17 protein-coding genes, 1 tRNA gene and 1 pseudogene are annotated in these 18,305 nt (G+C 67.4%); 13 read left to right on the top strand and 6 right to left on the bottom strand.

The features are described 5' to 3' along the window. Positions 1 to 8: 8 nt before the first annotated feature. Positions 9 to 386: an NADH-quinone oxidoreductase subunit A gene (gene ndhC, locus ACQP03_RS03515; RefSeq protein ID WP_357124358.1), complete on the bottom strand. Its 378-nt coding sequence runs from the start codon at positions 384 to 386 to the stop codon at positions 9 to 11. A 128-nt stretch (positions 387 to 514) separates the two neighbouring features. On the opposite strand from ndhC, the gene ACQP03_RS03510 reads away from it, so the two are divergent. The 3 genes from ACQP03_RS03510 (at position 515) to ACQP03_RS03500 (ending at position 5,053) form a co-directional block, all read left to right on the top strand. Further along, positions 515 to 1,954 carry a hypothetical protein gene (locus tag ACQP03_RS03510; RefSeq protein ID WP_357394156.1) on the top strand — a complete coding sequence of 480 codons (1,440 nt, stop codon included), beginning with the start codon at positions 515 to 517 and terminating at the stop codon, positions 1,952 to 1,954. Between the two features lie 224 nt (positions 1,955 to 2,178). After that, positions 2,179 to 4,026: a 2-oxoacid:acceptor oxidoreductase subunit alpha gene (locus ACQP03_RS03505; RefSeq protein WP_357124352.1), complete on the top strand. Its 1,848-nt coding sequence runs from the start codon at positions 2,179 to 2,181 to the stop codon at positions 4,024 to 4,026. After that, on the top strand, positions 4,019 to 5,053 hold the full coding sequence (locus tag ACQP03_RS03500; protein WP_433460249.1) for a 2-oxoacid:ferredoxin oxidoreductase subunit beta: 1,035 nt from the start codon (positions 4,019 to 4,021) through the stop codon (positions 5,051 to 5,053). The genes ACQP03_RS03505 and ACQP03_RS03500 overlap by 8 nt, the downstream gene beginning before the upstream one ends. A gap of 69 nt (positions 5,054 to 5,122) precedes the next feature. Here ACQP03_RS03500 and ACQP03_RS03495 read toward each other — a convergent pair whose 3' ends face one another. After that, positions 5,123 to 5,767 carry an FMN-dependent NADH-azoreductase gene (locus ACQP03_RS03495; protein WP_357124345.1) on the bottom strand — a complete coding sequence of 215 codons (645 nt, stop codon included), beginning with the start codon at positions 5,765 to 5,767 and terminating at the stop codon, positions 5,123 to 5,125. Between the two features lie 82 nt (positions 5,768 to 5,849). On the opposite strand from ACQP03_RS03495, the gene ACQP03_RS03490 reads away from it, so the two are divergent. Continuing rightward, a complete protein-coding gene (locus ACQP03_RS03490; RefSeq protein WP_357124342.1) occupies positions 5,850 to 6,332 on the top strand; it encodes a MarR family winged helix-turn-helix transcriptional regulator in 483 nt (160 codons plus the stop codon). A 12-nt stretch (positions 6,333 to 6,344) separates the two neighbouring features. Here the strand turns inward: ACQP03_RS03490 and ACQP03_RS03485 are convergent, their stop codons facing one another. Then, complete coding sequence (locus tag ACQP03_RS03485) at positions 6,345 to 7,358, bottom strand: potassium channel family protein (protein WP_357124339.1); 1,014 nt, start codon at positions 7,356 to 7,358, stop codon at positions 6,345 to 6,347. Between the two features lie 177 nt (positions 7,359 to 7,535). Between ACQP03_RS03485 and ACQP03_RS03480 the strand changes: the two genes are divergently transcribed. The 4 genes from ACQP03_RS03480 to ACQP03_RS03465 all read left to right on the top strand — a co-directional run bounded on the left by ACQP03_RS03480 (position 7,536) and on the right by ACQP03_RS03465 (position 9,927). Continuing rightward, positions 7,536 to 8,123 (top strand): helix-turn-helix domain-containing protein, encoded by a 588-nt coding sequence (locus tag ACQP03_RS03480; protein ID WP_357124336.1) that lies wholly within the window; start codon positions 7,536 to 7,538, stop codon positions 8,121 to 8,123. Between the two features lie 135 nt (positions 8,124 to 8,258). Then, complete coding sequence (locus tag ACQP03_RS03475) at positions 8,259 to 8,858, top strand: ATP-dependent Clp protease proteolytic subunit (RefSeq protein ID WP_357124333.1); 600 nt, start codon at positions 8,259 to 8,261, stop codon at positions 8,856 to 8,858. A gap of 55 nt (positions 8,859 to 8,913) precedes the next feature. Further along, positions 8,914 to 9,681 (top strand): hypothetical protein, encoded by a 768-nt coding sequence (locus ACQP03_RS03470; RefSeq protein ID WP_355049047.1) that lies wholly within the window; start codon positions 8,914 to 8,916, stop codon positions 9,679 to 9,681. A 102-nt stretch (positions 9,682 to 9,783) separates the two neighbouring features. Then, entirely contained in the window at positions 9,784 to 9,927 is a 144-nt protein-coding gene (locus tag ACQP03_RS03465) for a hypothetical protein (protein ID WP_433460245.1), read from the top strand. A 108-nt stretch (positions 9,928 to 10,035) separates the two neighbouring features. Here ACQP03_RS03465 and ACQP03_RS03460 read toward each other — a convergent pair. Beyond that, positions 10,036 to 10,108, bottom strand: a tRNA-Arg gene (locus ACQP03_RS03460). A gap of 520 nt (positions 10,109 to 10,628) precedes the next feature. Next, the gene (locus ACQP03_RS03455) at positions 10,629 to 11,273 is read right to left on the bottom strand and encodes a hypothetical protein (protein WP_357394164.1); all 645 of its coding nucleotides are present in this window, start codon (positions 11,271 to 11,273) and stop codon (positions 10,629 to 10,631) included. Positions 11,274 to 11,804: 531 nt separating this feature from the next. Between ACQP03_RS03455 and ACQP03_RS03450 the strand changes: the two genes are divergently transcribed. The 3 genes and pseudogenes from ACQP03_RS03450 to ACQP03_RS03440 all read left to right on the top strand — a co-directional run. Beyond that, the gene (locus tag ACQP03_RS03450; RefSeq protein ID WP_357394166.1) at positions 11,805 to 12,461 is read left to right on the top strand and encodes a hypothetical protein; all 657 of its coding nucleotides are present in this window, start codon (positions 11,805 to 11,807) and stop codon (positions 12,459 to 12,461) included. A 176-nt stretch (positions 12,462 to 12,637) separates the two neighbouring features. Next, a complete protein-coding gene (locus ACQP03_RS03445; protein ID WP_357394168.1) occupies positions 12,638 to 12,913 on the top strand; it encodes a hypothetical protein in 276 nt (91 codons plus the stop codon). Then, positions 12,868 to 13,163 (top strand): annotated as a pseudogene (locus ACQP03_RS03440) (DDE-type integrase/transposase/recombinase); the annotation flags it as partial. The gene ACQP03_RS03445 and the pseudogene ACQP03_RS03440, both read left to right, overlap by 46 nt. Before the next feature lie 59 nt (positions 13,164 to 13,222). Here the strand turns inward: ACQP03_RS03440 and ACQP03_RS03435 are convergent. Then, on the bottom strand, positions 13,223 to 14,278 hold the full coding sequence (locus tag ACQP03_RS03435; protein WP_357394170.1) for a hypothetical protein: 1,056 nt from the start codon (positions 14,276 to 14,278) through the stop codon (positions 13,223 to 13,225). A 1,531-nt stretch (positions 14,279 to 15,809) separates the two neighbouring features. Between ACQP03_RS03435 and ACQP03_RS03430 the strand changes: the two genes are divergently transcribed. Further along, positions 15,810 to 16,790, top strand: a complete 981-nt coding sequence (locus ACQP03_RS03430) for a TauD/TfdA family dioxygenase (protein ID WP_357394172.1) — start codon at positions 15,810 to 15,812, stop codon at positions 16,788 to 16,790. 494 nt (positions 16,791 to 17,284) lie between these two features. Next, positions 17,285 to 18,304, top strand: coding sequence for an asparagine synthetase A (locus ACQP03_RS03425; protein ID WP_357394173.1), 1,020 nt, complete (start codon positions 17,285 to 17,287; stop codon positions 18,302 to 18,304). Position 18,305: the final 1 nt, after the last annotated feature.

Raw genomic sequence — 18,305 nt, 5'->3', positions numbered from 1 at the left:
GTGGGGGGTTAGGTCCAGCGGAGGATGTTTCTGCGCCAGGCGTAGAGGAGGCCGAGGGCGAGCACCGCCACGAAGAGCGCCATCTCCACCACCGTGACCACGCCGAAGCCGGGTCGGTCGAAGACCACCGCCCACGGGAACAGGAACACCGCCTCGACCGCGAACAGCACGTAGAGGTACGCGTAGACGTAGTAGCGGATCTGCATCTGCGCCCAGTCCCCGCCGACCGGGTCGAGCCCACACTCGTAGCTGGCCCGCTTGCCGAACGGGTCGGCCGGGCGGGCGGGACGTAACACCCGGTTGGCCGAGAACGCCGTCACAAAGAACAGGACGCTGACGAGCAGCAAGAGCCCGAGCGTCGCGTACGAGCCCAGGTAACCGGTCACGCCCGGAGCCTACCGCCCGCCCCGGAGGGACCGTCCCCAACACGTTACGGATTTGTTTCCAGGTGGGACTAGTGCACCGGGGCAACTATTAAGAGTATTGGATTCCCACCCCCGCAACCGGAGGACAGATGGCCCGCGTGAAGGTTTCGCCCGATCGCTGGGCCGCAGGGCGGCATCCCACCCCCCTGCTGGCAACGTCGCTCGCGCTCGGGCTGCTCGCGGCGCTGGCCGTCGCACCGGCCCTCGCCAGCGCGGCGGCGCCGCGCGCCCATCCGGTCACCGCCGTGACGGAGTCGGCACCCGATCCCGACCCGGACCCGGAGACCACTGGGCCGCAGGAACCCATTCCGACCGAAGATCCGGGCGGCGATCCCGCGCCGACCGACCCGGCCCCGCCGACCACCGCAGCACCACCGGAGACCACACCGCCGGCGCCCCCGCCGACCACCGCTCCTGGGCCACCGGTCACCAGCGCTCCCGCCCCGGGCGGCGCCACCCATCCGCCGACGGCCGGGCCGCCCGCACCCCCGGTCCCACCGGTCAACCCGCCGGCGCCGGGCGGCACGCAGGCACCGCCGCCGAGCCCTCTCGGCGTACAGGTGACCACCGAGGACGTCTCCCTCTCGGAGTCGTACTGGAACGCGCCCAGTACGACCACCACGCTGCGCGTCACCGTGGCCAACACCGGCACGGCCACGCAGCGGGTCCGGCTGTCGTACACCCTGCCGGCCGGGCTGAGTGACGCCGGCACGAACGGGTGCGTCGACGAGGGTGGCGGCGCGTACCGCTGCGGGGCGTGGACGACCGAGGCGGGCACCCGGTTCAGCAGCCTGATCCGGCTGCGGGTCGCCGGCGACGCCTGGGAGCGGATGCCACTCAGCGGCTCGGTACGGGTCGTCGCGGACGTGCCGGGGACACCCGGCGAGGTGGCCGACGACCAGGGCTTCGCGGTGCTGTTCCCGCCCGGTCCGCCGGTGCCCGGGATCTCGCTGGCCGCCGACGAGGTCGCGTTCGACATCAGTGGCGCGCAGAGCACCCTCGCGGTGCGGCTGGGCAACACCGGCACGGTGGACGCCACCGGGCTGGTGGAGGTGGTCCTGCCGTCCGGGGTGAGCGCGCCCGCCCCACCGCCGGGTTGCGTGGCTCTCGACGCGTCCCGTACCCGGTGCGACGCGGGTCTGCTGTCCGCCGGCGAGACCCGTGAGCTGCGGCTACCGGTGGAGGCGACTCCGCAGGCCCAGCGGGAGGCGCCGTTGTCCGGGGCCGTGGTCGGTCAACTCGACCCGCGCAACGGCGCGACCCGGCGGTTGCAGATGAGTTTCCGGATCACCGCGGCGGCGGCGCTGGCCACGCCGGTCGTCTCGCCGCCCGCGCCGACCGGCTCCCAGGGCGTACTGCCGGCAGGCGCCACCACCGACGACAGCATGTCCTCGGTCCAGCGCACCGCGGTCATCCTGGTCGCGGTCTCCGCGCTGCTGGTGGTGCTGGCTCTCACGCTGGCCACCACCTCGTTGCGGCGCCGGCTCGGCGGACAGGCGAGCGAGTCCCCGGCCCCGCCCACCGACTGATCGATCGACGACCCTGGCCGCCACCGGCCGGGGTCGTCCCGGGCCGGCGGACGGTGATCTGAATTACGGCGGGCGGGGCGAAACCCCACATTCCACGGCAATTTCGGCGTTGATCCGGTCTCAGTCGGCGGACCTCCGGGCAGGCCCGGGGGTCCCTTCGACGTAGGCTCTGGGTGGGGAACGACAGCGCTTGCGAGCCCGCAGTCGCGAACGAAGGTGGCACAGTGACCAAGCAGATCCGTCAACTCGACCGGGTGGTCATCCGGTTCGCCGGCGACTCCGGCGACGGCATGCAGTTGACCGGCGACCGGTTCACCTCGGAGACGGCGCAGCTCGGCAACGACATCTCCACGCTGCCGAACTTCCCCGCCGAGATCCGGGCTCCCGCCGGCACCCTGCCGGGCGTGTCGAGCTTCCAGGTGCACTTCGCCGACTACGACATCCTCACCCCGGGCGACGCGCCCAACGTGCTGGTGGCGATGAACCCGGCGGCGCTCAAGGCCAACCTGGCCGATCTGCCGCGCGGCGCGGACATCATCGTCAACACCGACGAGTTCACCAAGCGCAACCTGGCCAAGGTCGGTTACCAGAGCAGCCCACTCGACGACGACTCGCTGGCCGGCTACGTCGTCCACCCGGTGGCGCTGACGTCGATGACGGTCGGCGCGCTGGCCGAACACCAGGTGTCCAAGAAGGACGCCGAACGGTCCAAGAACATGTTCGCCCTCGGCCTGCTCTCGTGGATGTACTCCCGGCCGTACGAGTCGACCCTGCGCTTCCTGGAGCGCAAGTTCGCGTCCCGCCCCGAGCTGGTCGCCGCGAACGTCGCCGCCTTCAAGGCCGGCTGGAACTTCGGCGAGACCACCGAGGACTTCGCGGTCCGCTACGAGGTCAAGCCGGCGAAGATGCATCCGGGCACCTACCGCAACATCACCGGCAACGCGGCGCTGTCGCTGGGGCTGGTCGCCGCCGGGGTCCGCTCGGGCCTGCCGGTCTTCCTCGGCGCGTACCCGATCACGCCGGCGTCGGACATCCTGCACGAGCTGAGCAAGCACAAGCGCTTCGGCGTGCTGACCATGCAGGCCGAGGACGAGATCGCCGCGGTCGGCGCGGCGCTGGGCGCCTCCTACGGCGGGTCGCTCGGTGTGACCACCACGAGCGGCCCGGGTGTGGCGCTCAAGAGCGAGACGATCTCCCTCGCGGTGGCGCTGGAGCTGCCGTTGGTGATCGTGGACGTGCAGCGGGCCGGCCCGTCGACCGGCATGCCGACCAAGACCGAGCAGGCCGACCTGAACATGGCGCTGTACGGCCGGCACGGCGAGGCGCCCGTCGCGGTGATCGCGCCGAAGTCGCCGTCGGACTGTTTCTTCGCGGCGTTGGAGGCGGCCCGGATCGCGCTGACGTACCGCACGCCGGTGATCCTGCTGTCGGACAACTACGTGGCGAACGGCTCCGAGCCGTGGCTGCTGCCCGACGTCGAGTCGCTGCCCGACCTGCGGGTCGACTTCGCCACCGCGCCCAACGGTGACGACGGCACCACCTTCCTGCCGTACCTGCGCGATCCGGAGACCCTGGCCCGCCCGTGGGCCATCCCCGGCACGCCGGGCCTGGAGCACCGGATCGGTGGGCTGGAGAAGGCCGACAAGACCGGCGACATCTCGTACGACCCGGCGAACCACGACTTCATGGTCCGCACCCGGGCCGCCCGCATCGAGACGATCCCGGTGCCGGACATCGAGGTGGAGGACCCGGACGGCGACGCCCGCGTGCTGGTGCTCGGCTGGGGTTCGACGTACGGGCCGATCGGGGCGGCCTGCCGTGGCGTCCGCCAGCGCGGCCTGTCCATCGCCCAGGCGCACCTGCGGCACCTGGCCCCGATGCCGGCGAACCTCGGCGAGGTGCTTCGCTCCTACGACAAGGTGGTCATCCCGGAGATGAACCTGGGCCAGCTCGCCCACGTCATCCGGGCCCGCTACCTGGTCGACGCGATCAGCTACAACCAGGTCCGCGGCCTGCCGTTCACGGCCGCCGAGCTGGAGACGACGCTGGAAGAGGTCCTGAAGAATGTCTGAGCCCGTAGCCCTCAAGCTCACCGCCAAGGACTTCAAGTCCGACCAGGAGGTGCGTTGGTGCCCCGGCTGCGGTGACTACGCCATCCTGGCGGCCATCCAGCAGTTCATGCCGGAGCTGAACATCCCCCGCGAGCGGACCGTGTTCGTCTCCGGGATCGGCTGTTCGTCGCGCTTCCCGTACTACATGAACACGTACGGGATGCACTCGATCCACGGCCGCGCGCCGGCGATCGCGACCGGCCTGTCGGTGTCCCGTCCGGACCTGTCGGTCTGGGTGGTTACCGGCGACGGCGACGCGCTGTCGATCGGCGGCAACCACCTGATCCACGCGCTGCGGCGCAACGTCAACCTCAAGATCCTGCTGTTCAACAACCGGATCTACGGGTTGACCAAGGGGCAGTACTCGCCCACGTCCGAGGTCGGCAAGATCACCAAGTCGACGCCGGCCGGGTCGGCGGACGCGCCGTTCAACCCGCTCTCGCTCGCTCTGGGTGCGGAGGCCAGCTTCGTCGGCCGCACGATCGACTCCGACCGCAAGCACCTCCAGTCGGTGCTGCGGGCCGCCGCCGAGCACCAGGGCTCGGCGTTCGTGGAGATCTACCAGAACTGCAACATCTTCAACGACGGGGCGTTCGAGCAGCTCAAGGACCCGTCCACCCGGGACGACTACCTGATCCGCCTGGAGCACGGCCAGCCGATCACCTTCGGGGCGGACGGTCGGTTCTGCGTGGTGCACCCGCCGGGCGCGTTCGGGCTGGAGGTCCGGGAGACCAACTCCGTACGCCCCGAGGAGATCGTCGTACACGACGCGACGGTGGCCGACTCGGCGTACGCGTTCGCGCTGTCCCGGCTGCCCGGTCTGGACCTGCGCAACACGCCGATCGGCGTGTTCCGCTCGGTGGACCGGCCGTCCTACGACAGCGTGGTGCAGGAGCAGTTGGCGACGGCGAGGGCGAAGGTCACCGAGACGCCCGAGCAGCAGCTCGCGGGCCTGCTGAGCGGTGGCGACACCTGGACGATCCTCTGACCCGTCGGACCTGAACGAGAGCGGCCGCCCCGATCCGGGGCGGCCGCTCTCGTTGTGTCGGGTGCCGTCTCAGCGCTGGGCCGAGGCCGGCGTCCACAGGTTGTCGATCTCCTTCTCGGCCGCGGTGCGGCTGGCCTCGTGCAGGGGGATCAGCTCGGCCATCGCCGGCACCGTGGGCGCCAGGGTCAGTTCCGTGCTGATGAAGCGCGGCTCCAGGCCGGTCATCGACAGACCGTGCGGGAGCCACTGCTCCGCATGGTCCCAGCCGTGCCGCGGGGTGCCCTCGCCGTAGCCGCCGCCGCGCGTGGCCACCACCACGAACTCACGACCGCTGAGCAGGCCCTCCTGCGTGTCCGGGTCGTACGTGAGGCCGGCGACGATCAGGTGGTCGACCCAGGACTTGACGCTGCTGGGCGCGCCGTAGTTGTAGAGCGGCAGCCCGAGCAGGACCACGTCGGCCTGCTTCACCTCGTCGACGAGGCGCTGGCTGAGCTCCCACGACGCGCGCTGGGCGGGGGTGTGCTGGTCCGGCGGCGTCATTCGCGCCAGCCCGCCGTCGGAGTCCAGGTGCGGCAGCGGCTCTGCGCCCAGGTCGCGGTAGGTCACGGTGCCGTCGGGGTGCGCCGCGCGCCAGGCCGTGGCGGCTCGGGCCGTGAGCTGCCGGCTGACCGACCAGTCGCCCCGGATGCTCGAATCGATATGCAGCAGGTTCATGATTCCTCCTCCAAGGATCGTCTGTGTAGCACCAACTATTTATAGCAGGCAGATGTTCCGTGGCGTCGGTAGACTGGGTCACATGTCCGCCCTGCCGCTGGAGCCCTCGGAGCACCGCTCGGGCGCCCTGCTGGACCACCTGGCGCGGCGGATGCGCCTGCGGGCCGAGTCGGTGCTCGCGCCACTGGGCCTGCGACCGCGGCACCTGGTCGCGCTCACGGTGTTGCGGGCGGGTGGCGGCATCAGCCAGCAGTCGCTCGCGGGCACCCTGGAAATGGACAGCACCAACATCGTTGGGCTGCTCAACGACCTCGAAGCGAAGGATCTCGTCGAGCGGCGACGCTCACCCCAGGACCGCCGGCGACACGTCGTCGAACTGACCGAAGATGGGATGAAACGCCTCAAAGAGGCAGAGTGCGCCCTCGCGGGTGTCGAGGACGAGGTGTTGGGCGCGCTGGAGCCGGCCGAGCGGGAGACGCTCTACTCGTTGCTGCGGCGGGCGGTCACCACGACACCGATCACCTGCACCGAAGCCTTGAGCGTCGGCGAACCGGACGCCTGCTGACGCCCCGGAATGTCAGACCGAGGCCGCGGACTGCGGGCGGTCGTCGCGGACGTGCACAAGCATGTCGCCGGTCTCGATCACCGCGCCGGCCTTGTCGGCCAGGGTGACCACCTTGCCCCGTCGCACCAGGGCGATCACCAGTGAGTCCAGCTCACGCGGCGAACGGCCCACCTCGTCCCGCTCCGCCGAGCGCATCGCCAACGCCATCCCCTGTCCCGGAGTCAGCAGATCCTCCACGACGTCGATCAGCGGCGGCGCCGAGGTCGAGAGACCGAGCAGGCGGCCCGCGGTCGCCGAGGAGACGATCACGTGGTGGGCGCCGCTCTGCTTGAGCAGCGGGGCGTTCTCCGCCTCCCGCGCCGCCGCGATGATCCGGACCTGCCCGGCCGTGAGCTGCCGGACGGTCAGCGCCACCAGCACCGACGCGTCGTCGCTGTCGGTCGCGATGATCACTGCTTTCGCGTTCTTGACGTGCGCCTCGTTCAGCACCGACGACCGGGTCGCCGACCCCTCGATCGCCACCAACCCGGCCGACGTGGCCTGCCGCAGTGCGACGCCGTTGCGCTCCACCACCACGATCCGCGACCGGTCCAGGCCGTTCTCCAACAGAGCGTTGACCGCGCTGCGCCCCTTGGTGCCGTAGCCGCAGATGATGACGTGGTCCTTCACGACTCTCCTCCACCGCGACAGGCGACGGCCGGTCCGGTACTGCTCGGTCAGGACTTCCAGGGTGGTGCCGACCAGGATGATCAGGAAGAGCACCCGGGCCGGCGTGATGAACAGGACGTTGACCAGCCGGGCCGACGGCGCGGCCGGGGTGATGTCCCCGTAGCCGGTGGTGGAGAGCGAGACGACCGCGTAGTAGAAGCAGTCGAGCAGGGTGAGGCCGTCCTCGTTGACGTCGCGGTAGCCGTCCCGGTCCAGGTAGACCGCCGCCACCACGGCGAAGACCAGCCCCAGGGCGGCCGCGAGCCGCAGGCTCAGCGCGCTCAGCGGGCCCCGGCGCTGCGCGGGAAAATGGATCACCGTCGAACCTGCCCCGCCGCCGTCGCCTGCACGCCCACAACATAGCGGGTACGCGGCGCTTCGCACGCCCGGGCTACGACGACGGTCGGCGCGACATGCACGGGTCGGCCCCGACCGTCGGCAACCGGCATGATGATGGGAGGTGTCCCCGACGACGACCGCGAGAGTGAGGTCCGCATGTCGTTGCTACGACGAGTGATCGGCGGGGTGCTGCGCCGGCTACGCCAGGGCCAGGGCCGCACCCTGCGCGAGGTGGCCGAGGCGGCCGGGGTCTCCGTGCCCTACCTCTCGGAGGTCGAACGCGGGCGGAAGGAGGCCTCGTCGGAGATCCTGGCGGCGATCTGCCGAGCCCTCGGCATCCAACTCTCCGACCTGCTCGAGGCGGCCCGCGACGATCTGCGCCGAGTCGAGCGTCGCATCCCCGCCGCACCCCGGGCCGCTCTGGCCCGGCTGGAACAGGTGCCCGCGCCACGCAACGAGACCGGCCGCGCATTCCGAATCGGCTTTCAGCCCGGTGGGGCGACGCCACCCGTGGCCGCCGCTCCGGCCCCCGCACGGCAGCCGGCCGGGCCGGTGCTGCGGCTGGGCGGGCCGATCCTGCACGTCGGCGGTCCAGCCTCGCCCGTCGGGTCGACTGTCGGAGGGGCGGGGCTGCGAGTTCGACTGATCGCCTCCGCACCGGCCGGGCGCCCCGGTCCGCGTACCTCCAAGATGCTGGCCTGCCGCCGGGCCCGGACGGGCCGGCGGCGGTTGACCCGGGTGTAGGCCGGCTGGGTTCTGCCCTGGGCCGATCTGCCGGCGGCAGAATCCCTGGGCCGCGACCGCCGCCGCGCGCACGCTGGAGGAGCCGGTTCCCCAGGCGGTTCCGCCGCCCGCCGGCAGCGCGGAAGGCGGCGACACATGATCGGGTACGACGTGCGGATGCTGGACAGCGGTCAGCCGACCTTCGGTGACCAGGTGTTCGAGCGGCTGCTACGGGAGCGGATCATCTTCCTCGGCACCGAGGTGACCGACGAGTCGGCCAACCAGATCTGCGCGCAGATCCTGCTGCTCGCGGCCGAGGACGCCGACCGCGACATCTACCTCTACATCAACTCGCCGGGCGGCTCGGTGACCGCAGGGATGGCGGTCTACGACACGATGCGCTACGTCCGCAACGACGTCGCCACGCTGGCGCTCGGCCTCGCCGGCTCGATGGGACAGTTTCTGCTCTGCGCCGGAGCGGCCGGCAAGCGGTACGCGCTGCCGCACTCACGGGTCATGATGCACCAGCCGTCCGGCGGGATGGGCGGCACCGCCTCGGACATCACCATCCAGGCGGAGAACATGCTGCACGTCAAGCGCACCATGCAGGAGTTGATCGCCCAGCACAGTGGACGCACCCTCGACGAGATCCAGCGCGACTGGGACCGGGACCGTTGGTTCACCGCCGAGCAGGCCCGGGAGTACGGCCTCGTCGACCGGGTGCTCACCCACGCCGAACAACTGCCGGCGGATTGACCCACCGTGTTGGCCGGGCCCCCCGGAGTGGACCTTCTTGGTTAGGGTCACGTCTATGCGTCGACTGATCCCTGTCCTCTCGATTGCCCTCGCCGCCGCCCTCGTGGCCGGCTGCGACACCACCTCCGGTGACACCGGAGGGTCCGGACCGTCCTCGGCTCCCACCACGCCCAAGCTCGAACCGGCCGCCGCCGTCCGGCAGGCCATGGAACGCAGCCTCGCCGGCACGGTCACCATGGACGCCTCGGTCAAGGCCGGCGGCCAGTCGGTCAGCCTCAAGGGCAAGGTCGACCCCGCCGCCAAGGCGATCCACGTCACCGGCACCGCGCCGGAGCCGATCGAGGCCCGGCTGATCGGCGACGTCGCCTACATCAAGTCGGACTCGCTCGACGGCGAGAAGCCCTGGATGAAAATCGATCTGAACAAGCTCCGGCCGACCAGCTCGCTGCGCCAGTCGTTCGACCTGAAGGCACAGACCGGCCTCATCGGCGGCGTCGTGGTCGCCCAGGAGGTCAGCCCCGGCCACTACAGCGGCACCGCCGACCTCAACAAGGCCGCCGAGACCGCCAGCACCGACGGCGGCATGCGCGAGGGCCTCGAGTCGACCGCCAAGCTGGCGAAGGAGCCCCAGGCGATCCCCTTCGAGGCGACCGTCGACGCCGACGGCCGGCTCACCGCCCTGTCCTACACGATCGCCACGAAGAGTCTCGGTGACCTCGTCACCGACATGAAGATGAGCGGCTTCGGCGAGAAGGTCACCGTGGCCGCTCCGCCGGCCGCCGACACCGAGGCCGCCTCCGCCGAGATGTACAAGTTCCTCTGACCCCTGTGGATGTCGAGGTGCCCTCCGGGACGGCCCGGAGGGCACCTCGACCTCTCGCGGCACGGTTCGGTCCGCACGGCGACGACCACCGCGAGGGGCTTTGTGACAGTCACCATCATCGCCTCGGTGTTCACCGCCATCGCCGCAGTCACCTACCTGACCGGCCACGACCACCCCAAGGCCCAGGCAGACATGAAGCGGGTCCCACACACCCGGCTGCCCGTGAACGTGTCCTACCGCTGGTGACCGTCGAAGGTCAGTTTCCTGACAGCGGTCGAACCGAGGCGGAGTCCGCGGGGCGAACCGCAGTCCGGGCCCGCCGCAGACCAGCCAGCTCTTGAAACAGACCCTGGGTGCCCCCGGCAGGATTCGAACCTGCGACACACGGTTTAGGAAACCGATGCTCTATCCCCTGAGCTACGGGGGCGCGAGCGCCTAGTCTAGCGACCTGGGGTTCACCTGGGGTGGCTGGGAGTGGCCCACCTGCACCCGCGTTCCCTGGTCCCCCGTTCTCCCAGCCCAGGACCACACCCCGAGCACACGAACCCCGGTTTGCGACCGGGGGTCGGCCGCATTGGCTCGCGTTGGCACCGGTTGACCCCCGTTGGCATCCGCTGGAGAGCACACAACGCGCACATCATCCAAGATCACGACATGCTGCCTGGTCTCCTTTTCGGAGGCGCCGGCTGGCAGGAGTGTGGTCGGCGGCAACCCTCCGCAGGCTTCGAGTGGCTAGCTCACGCCGCGATGCGGACGCCGGGCTGAGGTAGCCAAACTAGCGTTGGGCGGGGAGGAGCTTTCCACATCACATTTCTCAACCCCGTCGCGCGTCCGCCAGCTCGTGCGCTCGGCGAACTCAGTCTTCAACTTCGACTAGGAGTTCTCCATCATCGGTAGTCATCCATGTCGCCGATAGATCCCATCGACGGCGGGATCCCACCACGCCATCAGCAGTCGGGTACGGCAGGGTTAAACGCGGTGGTACCACCCTCTGGGGGGTCACCGTTGCGGAAGGTATCCGAAGGCGAGTACAGGTTGGTCCACGGGGCGGTACCGATCTTGTACAGGTAGGTGACGCTTGCCATTCCAGTAAGGTCTTCGGCCTTACAGATCACCGTGACGTGGGTTCCGGCTGGGATCCTCGGAACACCCGCTGGAGCCGCACGCCCCGCATTGTCGCCGAATACGGGGGACCCAAGTCGGTTGCCGGCGATTTCCACTACCCCGTCGCCGCCTTCGGAGGGCTTGGGCGACGGGGTTTGCCCGGACGAAGAGTAAGACTTTCTTCCATCAGGATATGCAGCGATCAAGTAGCCAGCGCCTACACCGATACTGAGGGCCACTGCGGCGGTGGTTGTGATCAAAACGGCTCTCCGGGCAAATACGCGCTGCAGGTGCTGCCGCATCCAGAGCTCGTCGATTCCGACAGCAACACCGACCAGCGCCAGGGTGATGGCAGCGGACCAGACAATCAGCATCCTGCCGGCGATGAACCCGCCAACCAGTTGCGCGATCCCGGATACCGCACCTACAGCGGCGAACAGAAACGCGATCGATGTGCGCTGCAGAAAAGAACGCTTGTTGCTGGTCACCACCGGTCTCCCTTCAAACTCACCAAGATCGTCGACGGACACATGCTCCCCACATCGAGCCGGAGTATTGATTGCTTGTCTTACGAACCGGAATGCACCCCACGCCGGCACAGAACCGGTTTCGACCTCCCCCGACGGCCTTCAACGTATAGAGGAACAAGATCAGCAAACGCGCCGCGCCGCCACCCGGGAACTCTGTTCGCGGCCCCAAGGAAACTCCGGAGGCAGTGTGCCACAGCGTCGCCAGTCAGTTCGAACGAAAATCTGATTCATGTATCGCGCCTGGCGAAGTTGCTGACGTATCGACCAAATCGGTCGCTACGATTTACAAACGCACTCGTGAACTAAGTCACATCATTACCTTTCAGGGGTTTTGACATTGATCTGGCGGCTTGATGCACTCACACTTCAGCCAACCCGGCCGACGGCGCACGGCGACACGAATATTAAGATCGTCAATCCTTACCCGACGCCCAAATCGGGGCCCGAGGTCGCCACCAGTCGTCGGTTATCGTTCCTTGAGGAGGAAGAGTGCGAGCCATCAGACCCGTCGCGCTGACGGCCCTTGGCCTCATCGCTGTTTTGGTCGTTCCCGGCGTCTCTGCAGCGGCACCGAGCGACCAGCGCAGCGTCATCAGCTCTCCCGACTCGGGTGGGGCCAACCTTCGGACGTGTCCGAACCTCCCCAACCCCAACGACACCACGAACGGCTGCGGAATCGTTGGCTGGCTCCCCAACGACACCCACGTGATGATGCGCTGCTGGCGCGATGGTGTCGCACCCTATGAGCGCACCTCGCCCCGCTGGTTCTGGGTAACCGTCGCGGAGGGGCCGAAGATCGGATGGTCTGGCTACGTCTGGTCGGAACTGGTGGCTGGCCAAACCAGCACTCCGCCCTGCGACGGCCCCCTCTTCCAATATCAACCGGACGGCCCCAAAATCTGGCTGGAGCCGGGACCGGCCGCCCCGCACGGCTTCCGCTACGCCATCACGCTGTCCGACTTCCCCGCAAACTCGCAGGTCGCTCTGACCTGTCACGACTCTGTGTCGCCGGAGGGCTTCTACTCGTTCTCGCTGATCACCGACGAGTCCGGCTGGGCCTCCACCGAGCGGCAGTGCTACTCCGCCGACGGGCCTAACCACTGGGTCACGGCAGACGGCTTGGAGTCCCCGCCGGTCTCGTGGTGAAAATCCCAGCCGGTCCGGGCACAAGCCGTAGTCCTATCGGAGTTGAGCCTCTCCGATGATCAAGCTGTCGTCTCATCTCTGCCGGATCCCGGCCGCCCGATGCGCGGCGGGGAAGGCAACCCCCCACTCCACCCCGCCATGGCCGTTGATGCCGACGGCCAGGGAAAGGCATCAGCGTGAGTGACACCGCCACCCTCAAAGGGGGCAAGCGATGGAACCGGGCCCTGCCGTGGGATCCGGACGCCGCTGATCCCGCGGACCCCGCTCACGGAGCCCTGAAGCCCTCGATGGCCACGCTCGACGGCGCCGCCGTCTTCGAAATCCGCAGCGACGACGTCGAACGCTTCACGGCCCTCACCGGTGCAAAGCTACCGCTCGACGTGGGGGCGGGAACCTTCGTCGGTACGTCTGGTCCCACCGGATCGTCGGCTACTCCAGCGACTCGCGGATGAAGTCCCGCCTGACCGTCGCCGCACTGAACAAACGCCGCCGCCAGACGCGGTGACCTGGCCGGCTGCATTCTGCACACCGACTGCGGATCTCAATTCCGGTCCAGGAAATTCGTCCGAGCCCTTAACCTCCGGATCGCGATCGTGACCTGGATCGAACCGACCTACCACCGCCGCAAGACGCCAGCGGTCACTGTCCCGGTTGACCCCCGTTGAATTCGCGACCATCATGCACCCACCGGCCAGCTCGGGCCGCGTGACTACACCGGTCACCTGCCGACGCAGCAGACCCAATGGCCGCAACGCTGGTTGTCACAGGCCGAGTTTGATGCCGACGTGGTCGACAATCCAGCGGTTTGCCGACTCGTCAATAGCAAAGTAGATACGTCCAACTCGGTCGGGTTGTACGTAGTCATCAATCTTGACGTGTGGCAGTCGTGACAACGTCCGCTCGCCGAACGTGAACGTATCGATCTTGCGTCGGCGCATACCCTCGTCGTCCGGTGCATAGGTGAGCCCGAACTCCTCGGTCATCCATGTCACCATACTTTTACCAAGGCGTCCGCCGGCAGCGCGCCATGAAAGGGCTGCTCTTGCCAATGCTTCCAGGGCTTTACGCATCCGGTCCGGATATGGATACCCGGAGTCGATCCAGGATTCCTTGGCCGACTCGGTGAATACTAGCGCTCCGTCCGACTCTGTCTCGAGCGCTGGCCAAAGCTCGCGGAAATCGGGCGAAACCTGCAGCTCTTCGAGTGCCGGTTCCATCTCTGTGGACGTCGCCTCAGACCAGCGGGTAAGGGCCTCGAAGTTTTCTTTGTACGTGCGGAGGTCGCGGTTTTCGCGTTCCAGCTCGGCATTGATGTCTACGAGGGCGGCGGACCACTCTTGCTCCTCCTTGACTTGTGACTTGAGCTCATCGATCAGCCGCTGAAGATCACCGCTGGCCGCAGCGGCCTGGATCCTGCGTTGGGTCTCCTCCCGAACTGACATCCGTTCGGCTGCGCGCACCGCCTCGGCTAGATGATCGCGTGGATTCGCGACGACCGACAGCCGCGACAGCATTCCGAAGATCCGATCGCTTACGTCGCGCGCGTCCTTAAGTGACAGCGATGTCCACCACGGGTCACGTGCCGCCCCCGCGGCCGAGGGCCAAAACAGCCGGGCTCCGCGCAGAGGCACACGGGACAGGTGCTGTGCGTTCAGCGAGTCGAGAGCCAACCATGTATCCAGCAGCACGACGTGAGCCAAGCCAGCCAGGCGGCTGGCAAGAACCGTAGCGAACCGGGCCTCAGGGCTGCCGTCGTTAGTACTACTAACCACAACGACAGGTAGCCGCCGCGACGGCTGTAACAACAGCTCGATCACCGCTCGAACATCGCCGGCCCGCGCTCGCACTGGTGTCGCTCGGACTCGCTCGTCCCCATAGCAGCATGGCAAGGTGTCGAGAACGATTGGGATTAGACGTGGGCGGTCCAAGAAGTCGAGGTGGACGGGGGCAAGCCGAGCCACCCGAGAGCGCCGACCAAGCTCGACACGCATACCAGTGGAGTCGGCCGCCTGGGCGACTGACACAGCACAAACGAACTCCGCCTCACCCCCCTCGCCGAGGGGGCTACAGACTTCTAGCGTCCAGAGACGATGCGGCGAGCGGTCGACGAACAGTGTTTCCCAGCGGATTTCTCGCCCACTCATAACGGCAGACCCGTGGCCAGTGAATAAGCCGTCAGGCTCAGGTTCGCCGGCGAGTGCCCAGCTACCCACCTTCTGCTGCAAAGCGTCGAAGGCGCTTCGTGCGTCACCTTCGACCCGCACAGCCACCGAGTACAAAGCCTGCACGTGGTCCACCCGCCTCATCGACTCGACAGCGGAACGGCGTCTATGGCGAGGGCCGGCCGCAGTATGGCTATCGACCCCTGAGCCTACGCCAACCGTGCTGGGCATTAAGCATGCTCACATCGAAGATCATCCCAAGCATCCGGTCGGGAGACTCGAGCCGCCAGCCTTCGGTTGAGGCCGGCTGTCAAGACCCGACCGCGGGCTGCCCGACGGCGCACGGAAGCAATGCGAAGCCCTTCCACAGCGCTTGTTCTGGCTCTCGGCGTCGCGAATCCGGCATAAGCATGATTCCGGCACATCACCTACCGCATCAGCCAAGCGACGGTCAGGCCGCAGATCTCACGCAAGCGAGCACAGCAAACCCGTATGCGACCAGGCCACAAGAGGCGATAACCAGGAAACCGCAGGTAATCAGCCGTGCGGGCGCAGATATAACATCGTCTTAGGAAACCGATGCTCTATCCCCTGAGCTACGGGGCCGCGAGCGCCTAGTCTAGCGATCTGGGGTTCACCCGGGGTGGCTGGGAGCGGCCCACGTGCACCCGCGTTCCCGGAGGGCCGTTCTCCCAGCCCAGACCACAGCGCGAGCACACGACCCCGGTTTGCGACCGGCGGTCGGCCACGCGACCCCGCATTGGCATGGGTTGGCCTGGGCTGGCACCCACCGGGAGAGCGCACCGCGCACACCATCGAAGATCACGATGTCGCGTCCCCGGGTCCAGCACCCACCGGCCGGCGGTAGCGCGGTTCGACGGCATCCCGATCATCAGCCGGTTTAATGACGTTCATTTTCGACTCGAACCCACGATACGAGGGGGGTCAACATTCGGCTGGAAATGTGGCGAAGTTGACCGGCGTTGATATTGGCGTCACCGCCGGATATAATCTGCTTCGGGCATGAAATTACTAAGGTAAGCCTCCCCTTACTTCGAAGTTCCTCTTTCATCCGGCGGCTCGTCTGTCTATGATGGTGCCAGCCGACGGGGGATCAGGTCGGTTGATATGGACGCCGCCAGCCACGGCAGCAAGGATGCCATAGGAGACCTGAATGCTAAGCGGGGTGACCTATCCGCGTTCGCGCGTATGGGATCAGCAAAGTATCGAAGAAGACGACTGGCTTGTATCCGTACCCTCTGCAATTGTCGATGATCTGCTCGACATTCAGAAAGAGGTCGAAGCTCACGGCGTCGACGCGGCGCGTGTTCCGGAAGACAAGCTGCAGCGCGTTGGAAGCTTCCTACTCGGGGTCGCAGACGAACGGGTGCTCTCGGGACGTGGTTTTGCCGTTCTCCGAGGATGGCCGATTTCCGGAATCGAGGACATCGACGCGGGCGTCATCAAAACCGTCAGTCCATTGTTGGGCCCGGTTTTCGAACAGCCCACGGCCCGAGACGGGGCCATTGGCACGATCTCGCAAGCGATGACCGCGAAGGTCTTGGCCACCGTTCGTAGTGACGCTGAGCCCGCACCCGCGCCAAGCCTCTCTGTCGAAGCGCAGCCCATGCACACGGACAATGCCAGCGCCCAGGAAGGCGAGGTGCCCGGCGGTCGGCCGGACATTGGCATCCTCGGGCTGCTCTGCATGAAGCAGGCGCCAGACGGCGGCAGGTCGGTACTTGCCAGCGCACCCGCCGTCTACGAATGGCTGGCAGCTAACCGCCCCGATTATCTCCGCATTCTGTGCGAGAAGAGGTGGTGGGGCGGCCGGCCGACGGCAGCCCTGAAAGACGGCCCGTTCGTCGAAGACTCCGTCTTCAGAAGCTATTCCGGCAAACTGGTGGCTCGCTTCAGCATCGGGGCGCTCGACCGTGGGCGAGACTTCCACCCCGGGTCCGTAACGGCGGAGGATCAGGAACTGATCCGCGGCCTCCCCAAGGTGATCGAGGACGCCGGGCTCACGACGGAACTGAGACTTCAGGCGGGGGACCTGTTCCTCCTCGACAACACGTCGATCTTCCACGGCCGGACAGGCTTCGTCGACAGCCCCAACCTCGAAGAGCGGCGCCATCTCCTGCGGTTGTGGATCAAGCACCAGGAGTGACGCACGGTCGGTGCGCTGTCCAATGTCGCCGCACCCTCCGGGGATGGCTTCACCCACCGACGCCCTCAGGCTGAGGCTGCCGGGCCCGTCAACGCAAGGGCCCGGTCTCATCTCAGGTTGATCCAAGGGCCGTCGAGCCGCTCACGCGAAGTCGCCGACAAGATCGCGCAGGAAGTGGCATCGGCCAACTCGCCTTGGCGGGTCGGCGCGAATTGGACCGTGCCGCCCACCTGGTGGGCCGAGCCTGCCTTATCAGCGGCCGGTGATCCGGCGCCCAGGTCTGCCCAGACGTTTTCATAGCGTTCCTGCCGAAGATTGGCAGGAGGTGTACCACCGTACAGTCCGGCCAGTGCGACGACGACGTCGCCGCAATTCCCGAAACCACCGAAGGATGGAGATTTTGGTGACCTTCGAGAATATGACCAAGGTGCTTGCAATCTGCAAGCCCCAGCTTCCGCAGGGGCTCCGGCGCCCGCAGTCCGGGAGAATCTGACATGACCGACGAAAACATCACCCCTCCCCGCACCTGGGAGGACTCGGAGACCCATTACCTCAAGGCGCTCCAAGGCGAATGGTACCGCCTCGTCGTCAAACTCCAGGACTGCATCACCTCAGCCACGGTTGAATTCTGGAGTGCGCGCGGAGTCCGTTTCGGTCACCTCCCGGTCACGACCGGGTCGATCTCGTCACCGATGGGTCTGGGTAGCGATTCGACCCCCGTGTCGGTGTCGATGTTCGACGTGCGTACGTACCTCGCCGATTCCATGCAGTTCGGGCTCGAATACCTCTGCCGCCTCAGCGAGGCGGGTGCCTATTACATGATGCCGTCCTTCCGGGGGGAGGCATCCGACTCGACCCACCTGTGCCAGTTCTTCCACAGCGAGGCCGAGATTCCCGGAACCCTCGCCGACACTCAGGTTCTCGTCGAGGAATACATTCGGCACATCCTCCTGCGCCTTCGCAGCGAGTGCGGCCCGGATATCGCGAGGGCCAGCGGATCTCTGGACCACTTCGCCCGTCTCGATGATCCAACGCCTTTCCGCAGTCTCACCCTCGATCAGGCGATCGACATGCTCGACGGCGACCCGGAACTGGTCAAAACCGATCCGGACCTTGGCTTCCGGGGGCTCACCCGCGCCGGCGAGCGCAAGCTCATGGAACTGTGTGGCGAGTTCGTCTGGATCACCCATTTCGACGAGCGCTCCGTGCCGTTCTACCAGGCGAACGACGGCGAGGGACACGCGCTCAACGGCGATCTGCTCTTCGGCCCCGGCGAAGTCGTCGGTGCCGGTGAGCGCCACGTCGACGGCGAATCGGTACGGGCGGCGCTGCGCCTGCACGAGGTACCTGAGACCGAGTACGGGTGGTATGTCGCGATGAAGGACACCGCGCCGATGCTGACCAGCGGCTTCGGCCTCGGGGTCGAACGACTGCTCATGTGGGTCACCCAGCAGACGGACATCCGCGACTTCCAGGTATTCGTCCGTGAGAACGGCGTTGCCATCCTCCCCTGAC

The sequence above is a fragment of the Micromonospora sp. CA-248212 genome (assembly GCF_050948405.1).
Classification (GTDB): domain Bacteria; phylum Actinomycetota; class Actinomycetes; order Mycobacteriales; family Micromonosporaceae; genus Micromonospora.
The sequence above is the reverse complement of the archived record's forward strand: the minus strand, read 5'-3'. Positions and strand labels throughout refer to the sequence as shown.

Bases quoted from the DNA above. Each gene is read 5' to 3' on its own strand.
- ACQP03_RS03510 (WP_357394156.1), top strand. From the start codon at position 515: ATGGCCCGCGTGAAGGTTTCGCCCGATCGCTGGGCCGCAGGGCGGCAT.
- ACQP03_RS03500 (WP_433460249.1), top strand. From the start codon at position 4,019: ATGTCTGAGCCCGTAGCCCTCAAGCTCACCGCCAAGGACTTCAAGTCC.
- ACQP03_RS03495 (WP_357124345.1), bottom strand. From the start codon at position 5,767: ATGAACCTGCTGCATATCGATTCGAGCATCCGGGGCGACTGGTCGGTC.
- ACQP03_RS03490 (WP_357124342.1), top strand. From the start codon at position 5,850: ATGTCCGCCCTGCCGCTGGAGCCCTCGGAGCACCGCTCGGGCGCCCTG.
- ACQP03_RS03480 (WP_357124336.1), top strand. From the start codon at position 7,536: ATGTCGTTGCTACGACGAGTGATCGGCGGGGTGCTGCGCCGGCTACGC.
- ACQP03_RS03475 (WP_357124333.1), top strand. From the start codon at position 8,259: ATGATCGGGTACGACGTGCGGATGCTGGACAGCGGTCAGCCGACCTTC.
- ACQP03_RS03470 (WP_355049047.1), top strand. From the start codon at position 8,914: ATGCGTCGACTGATCCCTGTCCTCTCGATTGCCCTCGCCGCCGCCCTC.
- ACQP03_RS03425 (WP_357394173.1), top strand. From the start codon at position 17,285: ATGACCGACGAAAACATCACCCCTCCCCGCACCTGGGAGGACTCGGAG.